Raw genomic sequence first — 11,242 nt, forward strand, 5'->3', positions numbered from 1 at the left:
GTCTGGCCGCTCCATCAGCCGACGACAGCGAGTCTCCGATCTCCGGGAAGAGCGTTTACGGACAGAACCGTTGCGATAGTCGGCCTTGCTGTTCGGCAGCGGATGGCGCGCACCACGTCATCGCCGTCCCGGTTCGCGGGGCCCGCGGCCTGCAAACGCCCGCCACGTCGGGCGATCACAGCCGTCCCAGCCCGCTGGAGACGTAGCCGGATGGTGCGTGATGAGCCAAATTGGTTGAATATATTCAAGTGATTAGGTGTGGCGGACAGAGAGGGATTCGAACCCTCGGTAGGCTTTCACCTACACACGCTTTCCAAGCGTGCGCGATCGACCACTCCGCCACCTGTCCGTTCCACGACCTCGCCCGAAGGCCAGCGTGTCGCCGGATTGGTCTTTCCGGCGGAGGCAGGCTGATAGAACAAGCCGCCCCCCTCGGCAAGCGCCGCCGAACATCCCATATAGGGCCTCGAACGTTCGACCGGAGTGCGCGCCATGCTGATGAAGAAATCCCACGAGATGCCGACCCGCGAGGCGGCCCTGCCCGGACGTCCCGACCCGGTGCGCACCGACGAGGTCCACTACGTCACCGGCCGGCCGCTGAAGGGCCCCCATCCGGAAGGGTTCGAGACCGCAATCTTCGGCATGGGCTGTTTCTGGGGCGTGGAGCGGGTGTTCTGGCAACTGCCGGGCGTCTGGGTCACCGCCGCCGGCTATTCGGGCGGCTATACGCCCAATCCGACCTATGAGGAGACCTGCACCGGCCTGACCGGCCACGCCGAGGTGGTGCAGGTGGTCTTCAATCCGCACGAGATCAGCTACGCCGAACTGCTGAAGACCTTCTGGGAGAACCACGATCCCACCCAGGGCATGCGCCAGGGCAACGACCTCGGCACCACCTACCGTTCGGCCCTCTACTACCTGAACGACGCCCAGAAGGCCGAGGCGGAGGCCTCGCGCGACGCCTACCAGGCGGCATTGTCGAAGGCGGGGCAGGGCGGCATCACCACCGAGATCGCCCCCGCCGGGCCGTTCTACTTCGCCGAGGACTACCACCAGGCCTATCTGGCCAAGAACCCCGGCGGCTATTGCGGCATCGGCGGCACCGGCGTGACCTGCCCGATCGGCGTGGGGGTGGACGCCTGAGCAGGGACGGGACGAGGGGCCCTGTCGCCGCCTGATCGAATGCGATCGGTGTTCGACGAAGAGGGATGATCATCGCCGTCCGGGGCGCTAGGAGTCGCTCCTTCAACAGGGGATCCTCCATGCGTCTCGCCAGCCTCGCTCTCGCGCTCGTCCTGATCTCGGCCCCGGCCGCCGCCGCTCCCCAGGTCCCGCCGGCCGGCGCCCAGGCGGGGGCCGAGCTGGAGCCGATGAAGCTGGAGGCCGGCGTCTGGGACGCCGTCGTCACCTTCCCCGCCAGCACGCCCGACGGCCAGCCGACCACGGCCCACGGCGTCCAGGACAACACCCTGCGTTCCAACGGCTCGTGGCTGATCAACGAGTTCCACATCGAGGGCATGCCCTACGAGGGCTCCGGCATGTGGGGCTGGGATGCGGCGACGCGCCGCTACGTCGGGGTCTGGGGCGACACGAATGAGCACCGGATGCGTCAGGACATCGGCTACTGGAACGCCGACACCCGCACCATGATCTGGCACACCGACCTCGTGCGCCAGGACGGCATGGTCACCCCGATGAAGATGATCTCCCGGTATGACGGCGACCGCCGGACCTTCGACATCTTCGCCGTGGGCTACAAGACCGGCGCTGAAACCCTGCTGGTGCACATGGACTTCACCCGCCGGGCCGCCCCGCCTGCGTCCTAGTCGGCGCGCCGGGCCGCCCCGCCGGCGTCCTGGTTGACCGGCCGGGCCATCTCTTCGGCGATCCAGCGGTTCATCCGCTCGTCCAGCAGGGCCATGGGCAGGGGCCCGTCGACCAGCAGGGCGTCGTGGAAGCGGCGCACATTGAACCGCTCGCCCAGCGCCTGTTCCGCCCGCGCGCGGATCGCCCGCAGCCGGATCTCGCCGATCTTGTAGGCCGTGGCCTGACCCGGCCAGCCGATATAGCGCTGCAGCTCGGTCTCGATATTGTGCGGGGCGAGGGCCGAGTTGTCGCGGAAGCACGCCCGCGCCTGTTCGATGTCCCAGCCCAGCCAGTGGAGGCCGGTGTCCGCCACCAGCCGGCAGGCCCGCCACATCTCATAGCTCAGCCGCCCGAACCGCTCATACGGCGTGCGGTAGAAGCCCATCTCCTCGCCGAGGAATTCCGCATACAGGCCCCAGCCCTCGGTGAAGGCGGTGACGTCGACGCTCTTGCGGAAATAGGGGCCTTCCTCGGCCTCCTGCTGCAGGGCGATCTGGATGTGGTGGCCCGGCGCCGCCTCGTGCAGGGTCAGGGCCGGGAGCTCATATAGCGGCCGCTGGTCCAGCCGCGCGGTGTTGACCATATAGCCGCCCGCCACCCCGTTCTCCATCGACCCGGGGAAGTAGCGGCCGGTGGTGTAGTTGGCCTCGATCTCGGCCGGCACCGGGCGCACGCCGTAGGGGGTGCGGGGGAGGGTGCCGAACAGGGCCGGCAGGCCGTCATCGGCGCGCTTGGCCATCTCCGACGCCTTCTCCAGCAACTGCTCCCGCGATGTGGCGTAGAACTGCGGGTCGCTGCGCAGGAAGGCGAGGAAGGACGCGAAATCCCCGGTCCAGCCCGCCGCCTGCATCTCCGTCTCCATGCGGGCGCGGATGCGGGCGACCTCCTCCAGCCCGATCTGATGGATCTGGTCGGGCGTCAGGTCCGTGGTGGTGTAGCCCTGCGTCAGGAAGGCGTAGAGCTCGCGCCCGCCCGGCCGGTGGACCAGGCCGAGACTCTCCGGCGCCCGGGGCAGGTAGTCCTCGCGCAGGAAGCGGACCCATTCACGGCGCTGCGGCATGATTCCGCCGGCGACGGCCCGGGCGGCGCGGGCGCGCAGGGCGGCCTGGCCGGCGGCGGGAATGGAGTCGGGCAGGGCGGCCAGCGGCTTCAGCAGCGGATCGGTCGCGGGCGTATAGGCCGCTTCCGGCTCCATCAGGCTCAGCGCATTCTCGACGATGGAGCGCGGCTGGACGAGACCGCTTTCCAGCCCGCGCCGGGCGTCCTCCAGCGGATGGCGCCAGAAGTCCGGCATGGCCTCCAGCCGGGCGATCCAGGCCTCGGCCTCCTCGCGGTTCGTGATGCGGGTCACGCTGGCCAGATAGGCCGCCGACTGCCCCGGCCCGCCCTCCGAGTTGAAGGCTCCGATCCGCCCGGTATCCAGCGGGATGCGGGCCAGGGAGCGCTGCAGCACCCAGCCGAGAAACGCATGGTTCAGCCGGTCCTCGTCGCCGAGCGAGGCGGGATCGATCGCGGCGAGCCGGTCGGCGAAGCCCTTGAGGGCCGGCTCCTGGGCCAGTTCGAAGGCGCGCGACACGTCGGGCAGTCGCGACAGCGCCTCGCGGTCGCCCTCCATTCCCGCCGAGATCGGGTCGTTGGCCCGCAGATACGCCTCATAGTCGGCCAGCAGGGCGGCGAGCGCCGGATCGTCGGCGTTGCGCGCCGCGGCCGGGGCCGTCTGCGGCAGGGGGCGGGCCAGGGCCGGCGCAGCGGCGGCGAGCAGGGCGGCGGCCCCGATGGCGATCACGGTCTTCATGGCGTCCCTCCGACTGGCGCGGGACTGCACCGGAGCCGGAGCCGCCCGTCAACCGCAGAAGGCGAAGAAGCGTTCGATGTTCGGCGCGGAGCCGGGGTGCGGCGCATAGGCCTCCCGTTCTCCGTCGCGCCACAGGGCCATCCAGCCGACCCTGCGGAAGCGCTGGAACACCGGCTCCCCGGTCGCGGCCTCCGCCGTCAGGATGACGCCGTCGTTCAGCTGGGACGGCTCGGCGGAGGCCGCCAGGCGCGCGGTCTCCCCGCCCGCTTCCACGACGATCTCGAACTTGGCGCCCTTGTCGGCGATCGCCACCACCTCCAGCCGTCCGGCGCCGCGACGACAGTCGAAGCCCAGCTTGAGGTCGTCGCTCTCCGCCAGTCCGTAGGCCAGCCGGGCGGCGTCATCGTCGGCGTTGTAGAACCAGTCGTAGCCCGCGACCGGCTGCGGGGCGCCGCTCCCTCCGGCCGCGGCGGCCGGGACAGGGGGCTCGACCGTGGCGCAGGCGGCGGCGCTCACGGCCAGGCCGGACAGGATGAGAAGGGCGCGAAGGCGCATCGAAGGGCTCCGGGCGATCAGCCCGAGCACAGTTCGGTGAAGCGGCGCAGTTTGGCAAGATGGGCCCGCGGCACTTCCACGGCCCGGCGTTGCTCGCCGACCGCCGCGCTCATCCGGCCGTCGGCGGCGAAGGCGGCGAAGACCGGGTGGTCGGTGCGCAGGGTCAGTTTCAGCGCCCCCCGTTCGGCGGTGGACTCCGTCACGGCGGTGGCCTGACCGGCCGTCACCCGGGCCATGCCCGTCTCGGCCGGGCCGCCGTAGAAGGCGACGCGGGCCACGCCGGAGGCGGGATCGCATTCCAGGGTGAAGCGCAGGCTGGGCGTGTCCGGCACCTCATGGGCCAGAGCGACGCGGGCCTCGTCGGCGTAGAGCGTCCACGTCCAGGCCGATTCGGGCGGCGCGGCCTGTGTAGCCAGCAAGGCGAGGCCGAGGAGATTGGCGATCATGACTCAGCCCCCGCTGATGCTCTGTCACGGGATGTGATCAGACCGTGTCGTTTCCGCAATAAGCCAAAAACTGCTCCACAAGACGCTGTTCTTCGGTGTCGGCGGTCAATTCGAAGTGACCGGCGTCGCCCTCGACCGCCAGCTTGCCGCTGCGGGCCAGCGTCTGAAGAACCGGCGCACGCAGCGGGATGCGGGCCTCGTCGGCGAGACCGCCTTCCAGCGGATCAATGGCCGCCGCTTGGGTCGAGGCCTTGATCAGGCGCGGGCTGGCCGGCTGCATTTCGCCATAGACCACCGCCTGGGCCTGGCCGGGTTCGCAGGTCATCATCAGCGCCAGCTGATCCGAATTGGCCACGCCATAGGCCAGTTTGGCCATCGGGCCCTCATGACTCAGGTGCCAGCCCATCGCCGGGGAGGCGGCCGTTTCGGGGGCGGAGTCGGTGGCGCGGGACTGGGCGGCGACCGCGATCAGGCCGAGGGCGGCGACAGCGGGAATGGCGAACTTGAACATGGGAAGGATACTCGCGTCTGACTGGCAAACGCGGGTTTCCGTTAACGGTTCACCGCTCCGCTTCCGCGAATTTCAGTCCTGCGCGATCAGAACGGGCTGAACCGCTCCACCAGCGACTGGGCCGCGGGCGTGGCCTGGACCCGGCTGATGTCGCCGCGACCGCCGTAGCTGATGCGGGCCTCGGCGATCTGGGTGTGGGCGATGGTGTTGGCGGAGCTGATGTCCTCCGGCCGCACGATGCCGGCCACGGTCAGTTCGCGGACCTCGCGATTCGTGCGCACTTCCTGCCGGCCCTGGATGACCAGGTTGCCGTTCGAGAGCACGTCGGTGACGACGGCGGCGATGGTCAGGCTGACCTTCTCGGAGCGGTTGACCGAGCCGGAGCCGTTGGCGCTGGATTCGCCCTCCAGCCCGACAAGGTTGGCGGGGTCGAAACCGCCGGGGAAGGCGCGGCCGAGGCTGTTCTCGAGGCCGAAGAAGTTGGTGATGCCGCCCGACATCTCGTTGGTGCGGGTCCGCTCCGTCGAGTTCTGGGTCTGGGCGCGGTCATCGATGTCGATGCTGACGGTGACGATGTCGCCGATGCGGCGGGCGCGCTGGTCCCCGAAGAAGGTGCGGGCCCCGGTGCGCCACAGGCTGTTGGCGCTGGCGGCCCGCTCGGCCCGCTGCTGCTCGGGGGAGGGCAGATAGACCTGGCTGGTCGGCACCAGAGCGGCCGGATAGCCGATGGGCGCCAGCTCGGGTCCGCGCACGGCTTCGACGGCGGTGGAGCAGGCGCCGAGCGCAAGGGTGGAGGTCAGGACGGCGGCGGAGACGATCAGGGCGGTGCGCATGGGTACTCTTTCCCCCTATCGGGCGGCGAACTGCTGGGTGCGGAAGGTCTGGGCGGCGGGCCCGGCGATGGCCTGGCCCGGGGCCGTGGCGACGGCGTCGAAGACGCGGCCGGACTGGAGGTTGCGGATCGCCAGGCGCTGGCCTTCGGCGGCGTTGCCCTCGGCGCGGCCGGAGATGGTCAGGCGCACGCCCGCCGCCTCCCAGGCGACCTCGACGATGTCGTTGCGGCTGATGATCCGGTCGGCGTAGGCGCTGCGGACCGGGGTCGCGCGGACGGGCGCCGGCGCGGCGGGTGCGCTTGAGGCGGCGAGGGTCGCCGGCGCGGGGGCGGCGGCGGCGTGGCGGACCACGACCCGTCGCAACCCGGTCGGATTTGCCCAGTCCAGGCCCGACTGGCGGGCCATGGCCTGAAGCTGGCCGGCCTCGAACACGACGGAGGGGCCCGAGCGGGCGCCGATCACCACGCCGGAGGCCGATCCTGCGCCGTCGAAGACGTCGCCGAGCGTGACCTGACCGTCCCCGTCCACCGGATTGGCCTTCAGCGTGACCGGTCCGGCGAGGGCGGGGCCCGCGAGCAGCAGAGCTGTCGCGGCGAGGATCAGCGCCCTCACGACTTCACCTGCGCGCTGACCGACAGCATCTGGTCGGCGGTGGTGATGACCTTGGAGTTCATCTCATAGGCCCGCTGGGCGATGATCAGGGCGCTGATCTCGGCCACGGCGTCCACGTTCGACGCCTCGGTATAGCCCTGCAGCAGCTCGCCGAAGCCGACCTCGCCGGGCGCGCCGACGTTGGCGGGACCCGAAGCGGCGGTCTCCAGCAGCAGGTTGTCGCCGATGGCCTCGAGGCCGGCCTCGTTGAAGAAGGTGGCCAGCTCGATCTGGCCGACGACCTGGGGCTCGGTCGCGCCCTGGGTGATGACCTGGACCTGGCCCGACTTGGAGATCGTGACGTCGATGGCGTCTTGGGGGATGTTGATGTTCGGCTGCACCGCATAGCCGTCGTCGGTGACCAGCTGGCCCTCGCCGTTGAGGGAGAAGTTGCCGGCCCGGGTGAAGGCTGTCTCGCCCGAGGGCATCAGGATCTGGAAATAGCCGCGTCCATCGACGGCGACGTCATAGTCGTTGCCGGTCTGCGAAGGGCTGCCCTGTTCGGTGACGCGGTAGACCGAGCCGGCCTTCACGCCGGCGCCGATCTGGATGCCGGTCGGAACGACCGTGCCCTGGCTGGACGACTGCGCGCCCATCCGTTCGACGTTCTGGTACAGCAGGTCCTGGAACTCGGCCCGCTGACGCTTGAAGCCGACCGTGTTCATGTTGGCGATGTTGTTGGAGATGACCTCCACGTTCAGCTGCTGGGCGGCCATGCCCGAGGCGGCGGTTCTGAGCGCTCGCATATCCGGTTCTCCTTACGCGGCCCGACCCAGGCGCTCGACGGCGCGGCGGGACAGGTCTGTGGTGTTCTCGATCATCCGCGTCACGCTCTCGTAGGCGCGCTGGATCTCGATGAGGTTGGTGATCTCGAGGATCGGATTGACGTTGGATCCCTCCAGCATCGCCTGACGCACCTGCACATCGTTGGCGGCCTGGGGGGCGGCGTTGGAGGCGTTGCGGTAGAGGCCGTCGCCGCCCTTTTCGAGCACGGCGAGGGTGTCGAAGCGCACCACGCTGAGGCGGCCGACCGGCTGGCCGTTCTGGCTGATTGTGCCGTCGGCGGCGACAGCCGGCTGGCCCAGCGCCGGGTCGAGGATGACGTCGCCGCCGTCGCCCTGGACCACCGCGCCGCCCTGGGTGGTCAGCCGGCCTTCGGGGTCGAGGGTGAAGGCTCCGTCGCGGGTGTAGGCGTCGCCGGCCCCGTCCTTCAGGGCGAAGAACGCGCCTTCGCCCTCGATGGCGAAGTCGAGGCTGCGGCCGGTCTGCTCAAGCGCGCCCTGGCCGAAGTCGCGGCCGACGCCGCTGTCCATGACGAAGCTGACGCCCGGCCGTACGAAGGCGTTGCGGGCCCGCTCGCCGATCTCCTCGCCGAGCAGCAGCTGTTCGACCTTGAAGCCGGTCGTGTCCGCGTTGGCGATGTTGTTGGCCACGATGTCGAGTTCGCGGCGCAGCGTCATCTGGCGTGACAGTCCGACATAGGCGGCGTTTTCCACGGGCGGCTCCTTTCGCCCCGGTCCTTCGCAACGGTCATGCCAACAGGGTTAATCCAGCAAACACGGGCGTTGCAGCTGCAAAGCCGCCCGCGGCGCCCGGCAGGATTTGCCGGTTCTTAGCGCCTCGTTAACCAAAAACGTCTCGAATGGATCGAGAGATTCTCGGGGCGCGCGGCATGTTCAAATTCGGCAAGAAGAAGGGCGCGGCGACCGGCGAAGACGCCGCCCTGCCGGCGGTCGTCGAGGGCGCGCCCGCTGACGGCGACGGCGAGGGCGACGCTCCGCCCGCGAAGAAGAAGCTGCCCCTGCTGTTCATCGTCATCCCCGCCGCCTTGCTGGTGCTGGGCGGGGGCGGCGGCGCGGCCTTCTTCCTGATGCAGCCCAAGGCCGAGGCGGCCGAGGGCGATCACGCGCCCGAGAAGAAGGGCGGTCACGCCAAGACCGAAAAGAAGGACGGGGGCCACGGAGCCGCCGCGGGCGGCGAGGCCGATCCGGCGCTCGGCGTCATCAGCGAAGGCCCGGACGGGGTCACCTTCTACACCCTTCCGGACATTCTGGTGAACATCCAGGCCCCCGACGGCCGCCCCACCTTCCTCAAGCTCAAGCTGACCCTCGAAATGCACGACGCGGCCGTGGCCGAGCATCTGCAGGCCGAGATGCCGCGGATGCAGGACATGTTCCAGGGCTTCCTGCGCGAGCTGCGCCCCGAGGACCTGGCCGGGTCGGCCGGCAGCTTCCAGCTCCGCGCCGAGATCCTGCGCCGCGTCAACCTGATCGCCGCCCCGGGCAAGGTCGACGCCGTGCTGATCGAAGAAATGCTGGTGAACTAGCATGACCGACGCGGCCTTCGCCGAGAGCCCCGACCCGCTGGACGAGATGGACCCGCTGGCCGAGGCCGAGCCGGCCACCCTGTCGGAGCGGGTGCTGAACCAGGACGAGATCGACAGCCTGCTGGGCTTCGACCTCGGCGACGACGACAGCGCCGAACGGACCGGCATCCGCGCCATCATCAACTCGGCCCTGGTCTCCTACGAGCGCCTGCCGATGCTCGAGATCGTCTTTGACCGCCTCGTGCGGTTGATGACGACCTCTCTGCGCAACTTCACCTCGGACAACGTCGAGGTCAGCCTCGACAACATCTCGTCGATCCGCTTCGGCGACTATCTGAACTCCATTCCCCTGCCGGCCATCCTCGCCGTGTTCCGGGCCGAGGAGCTCGACAACTACGGCCTGCTGACCGTCGACTCGAACCTGATCTACTCCATCGTCGACGTGCTGCTCGGCGGACGTCGGGGCACGGCGGCGCTCCGCATCGAGGGCCGGCCCTACACCACCATCGAGCGGGTGCTGGTCCAGCGCATGGTCGAGGTCGTCCTCGCCGACGCCCGCGCCGCCTTCGAGCCCCTGACCCCGGTTCACTTCAATCTCGACCGGCTGGAGACCAATCCGCGTTTCGCCGCCATCGCCCGGCCGGCCAACGCCGCCATCCTGGTCAAGCTGCGGATCGACATGGAGGACCGCGGCGGCCGCATCGAGCTGCTGCTGCCCTACGCCACCCTCGAGCCCATCCGGAAGATGCTGCTGCAGCAGTTCATGGGTGAGAAATTCGGCCGCGACAACATCTGGGAAGGCCACCTGGCCACCGAGCTCTGGACCACCGGCACCGAGGTCCGCGCCGTTCTGGACGAGCAGCAGCTGCCGCTGTCCCAGGTCCTGGCCTTCAAGGTCGGCGACACCCTGATGCTCAACGCCACCCCGGATTCGGAAATCTCGATCCGGGCCGGCTCGATCCCGCTGACCACCGGCCGCATGGGCCGCAAGGGCCAGCATATCGCCGTCCGCGTCGAGGCCCCCGTGGACGTCGAGACCGCCTCCAGCCTCGCGAAGGGAAGACGCTGATGACCGGGATGATCCTCGACGGCGTGCTGATGCTGCTGCTGGTGGCCGCCCTCGGCTACGGCGTGCGGCTGGAGCGCAAACTGACCGCCCTGCGCGAGGGCCAGCAGGCCTTCGCCTCGGCCGTCACCGAGCTGAACGCCGCCGCCGGCCGGGCCGAGTCCGCCCTGGCCTCGCTGCGCGCCTCGGGGCAGGAGACGGACCTGCTGCACGACCGCATCATCAAGGCCCGCGAGGTCAAGGCCCAGCTCGAGTCCCTGATCGCCCGCGCCCCTGCGTCGGCCCCGGCCGCCGCCCCCGCCGCCCCCGAGCCCGTCCGCGCCGCCGCCCCGTCTCCGGCGGCTCCGGACGACGAGCGCGCCCTGCGTATGGCCGCCCTGGCCGAGCGCATCCAGGGCCTCGCCACGCCGGCCAAGGCTCGCGCCCCCGGCGGAAGCAATGTCGCCGCCATCCTCGGCGCCATGACCGCTAACCAAACCGCGAAGCAAAGCCTCAACCGCGCCCGTCGCAGTCTCGACGAAGACCTGTTCGCCGCCTGATCGCGGCCTCCCATTCCCTCTGAGTAGCCGATCATGAGCAAGATCCCCCGCCTGCTGCCCCTGATCGCCGTCGCCATCGGCGGGGTCGTGGTCGTCCGCGCCGTCGGCGTCGCCCCCGGTCTGTTCGAGGGCGCGCGGGCCTGGGCCGAGGAGGCCGCGCCGGCCTCCGCTCCGGCTGCGCCCGCCGCCGCCGTCTGCGCCCTGACGCCGGAGCAGCTGGCCCAGCAGGCGGGCATCTCGCCGGCCGAGCTGCGCATCATCCAGTCGTTGTCGACGCGCCGCACCGAGCTGGACGCCCGCGACGCCGATTTCGCCTCCATGCTGCCGCTGATGACGGCCGCCGAACAGAAGCTCGACGCCAAGGTCGCGGCCCTCGCCGCGGTCAAGGCCGAGGTCCAGGCCCTGCTGGGCCAGGTCGGCGAGCGCGAGAAGGCCGAGGTCGATCGTCTGGTCGCCGTCTACAGCGCCATGCGCCCGCGCGAGGCCGCCCGGGTGTTCGCCACTCTCGACGACGACGTGCGTCTGCCGGTGGCCGCGGCGATGCGGCCCCGTTCGCTGGCCGCCGTCATGGCCCAGATGGAGCCGGCCGCCGCGCGCGAGCTGACCGAGAAGCTCGCCGGCCGGTTCGCCGACCAGCGCCAGCTCGCCGCCCGC

14 protein-coding genes and 1 tRNA gene are annotated in these 11,242 nt (G+C 70.3%); 6 read left to right on the forward strand and 9 right to left on the reverse strand.

All coding sequences use genetic code 11. The annotated features are described in order from the left end of the window. Positions 1 to 259: 259 nt before the first annotated feature. Positions 260 to 349, reverse strand: a tRNA-Ser gene (locus V6M45_RS07710). A gap of 143 nt (positions 350 to 492) precedes the next feature. Between V6M45_RS07710 and msrA the strand changes: the two genes are divergently transcribed. After that, on the forward strand, positions 493 to 1,143 hold the full coding sequence (gene msrA / locus V6M45_RS07715) for a peptide-methionine (S)-S-oxide reductase MsrA (RefSeq protein WP_332655215.1): 651 nt from the start codon (positions 493 to 495) through the stop codon (positions 1,141 to 1,143). A 119-nt stretch (positions 1,144 to 1,262) separates the two neighbouring features. After that, entirely contained in the window at positions 1,263 to 1,826 is a 564-nt protein-coding gene (locus V6M45_RS07720; RefSeq protein WP_332655217.1) for a DUF1579 family protein, read from the forward strand. Here V6M45_RS07720 and V6M45_RS07725 read toward each other — a convergent pair. The 8 genes from V6M45_RS07725 to flgF form a co-directional block, all read right to left on the reverse strand. Next, positions 1,823 to 3,661, reverse strand: coding sequence for a DUF885 domain-containing protein (locus V6M45_RS07725; protein WP_332655219.1), 1,839 nt, complete (start codon positions 3,659 to 3,661; stop codon positions 1,823 to 1,825). The two genes, V6M45_RS07720 and V6M45_RS07725, sit on opposite strands and share 4 nt — an antisense overlap. 48 nt (positions 3,662 to 3,709) lie before the next feature. Continuing rightward, positions 3,710 to 4,216, reverse strand: a complete 507-nt coding sequence (locus tag V6M45_RS07730) for a hypothetical protein (protein ID WP_332655221.1) — start codon at positions 4,214 to 4,216, stop codon at positions 3,710 to 3,712. Between the two features lie 17 nt (positions 4,217 to 4,233). Next, the gene (locus V6M45_RS07735) at positions 4,234 to 4,662 is read right to left on the reverse strand and encodes a hypothetical protein (protein WP_332655222.1); all 429 of its coding nucleotides are present in this window, start codon (positions 4,660 to 4,662) and stop codon (positions 4,234 to 4,236) included. Between the two features lie 37 nt (positions 4,663 to 4,699). Beyond that, a complete protein-coding gene (locus V6M45_RS07740; protein ID WP_332655224.1) occupies positions 4,700 to 5,173 on the reverse strand; it encodes a hypothetical protein in 474 nt (157 codons plus the stop codon). 86 nt (positions 5,174 to 5,259) lie between these two features. Continuing rightward, the gene (flgH, locus tag V6M45_RS07745) at positions 5,260 to 6,006 is read right to left on the reverse strand and encodes a flagellar basal body L-ring protein FlgH (protein ID WP_332655226.1); all 747 of its coding nucleotides are present in this window, start codon (positions 6,004 to 6,006) and stop codon (positions 5,260 to 5,262) included. Positions 6,007 to 6,021: 15 nt separating this feature from the next. After that, entirely contained in the window at positions 6,022 to 6,618 is a 597-nt protein-coding gene (locus V6M45_RS07750) for a flagella basal body P-ring formation protein FlgA (RefSeq protein ID WP_332655228.1), read from the reverse strand. Beyond that, complete coding sequence (flgG, locus tag V6M45_RS07755; RefSeq protein WP_332655230.1) at positions 6,615 to 7,403, reverse strand: flagellar basal-body rod protein FlgG; 789 nt, start codon at positions 7,401 to 7,403, stop codon at positions 6,615 to 6,617. Before flgG ends, V6M45_RS07750 begins: the two co-directional genes overlap by 4 nt. A 12-nt stretch (positions 7,404 to 7,415) precedes the next feature. Continuing rightward, positions 7,416 to 8,153 (reverse strand): flagellar basal-body rod protein FlgF, encoded by a 738-nt coding sequence (gene flgF, locus V6M45_RS07760; protein ID WP_332655232.1) that lies wholly within the window; start codon positions 8,151 to 8,153, stop codon positions 7,416 to 7,418. Positions 8,154 to 8,299: 146 nt separating this feature from the next. Between flgF and V6M45_RS07765 the strand changes: the two genes are divergently transcribed. The 4 genes from V6M45_RS07765 to V6M45_RS07780 form a co-directional block, all read left to right on the forward strand. Then, on the forward strand, positions 8,300 to 8,983 hold the full coding sequence (locus V6M45_RS07765) for a flagellar basal body-associated FliL family protein (RefSeq protein WP_332655233.1): 684 nt from the start codon (positions 8,300 to 8,302) through the stop codon (positions 8,981 to 8,983). 1 nt (position 8,984) lies between these two features. Beyond that, positions 8,985 to 10,052, forward strand: coding sequence for a flagellar motor switch protein FliM (gene fliM / locus V6M45_RS07770; protein WP_442880560.1), 1,068 nt, complete (start codon positions 8,985 to 8,987; stop codon positions 10,050 to 10,052). Then, positions 10,052 to 10,588, forward strand: a complete 537-nt coding sequence (locus V6M45_RS07775; protein ID WP_332655235.1) for a DUF6468 domain-containing protein — start codon at positions 10,052 to 10,054, stop codon at positions 10,586 to 10,588. The genes fliM and V6M45_RS07775 overlap by 1 nt, the downstream gene beginning before the upstream one ends. Before the next feature lie 33 nt (positions 10,589 to 10,621). Beyond that, positions 10,622 to 11,242, forward strand: a 621-nt coding sequence (locus tag V6M45_RS07780; protein ID WP_442880561.1) for a MotE family protein, incomplete at its 3' end; no start/stop codon positions are given.

It is taken from the genome of Brevundimonas sp. (assembly GCF_036676055.1).
GTDB lineage: Bacteria > Pseudomonadota > Alphaproteobacteria > Caulobacterales > Caulobacteraceae > Brevundimonas.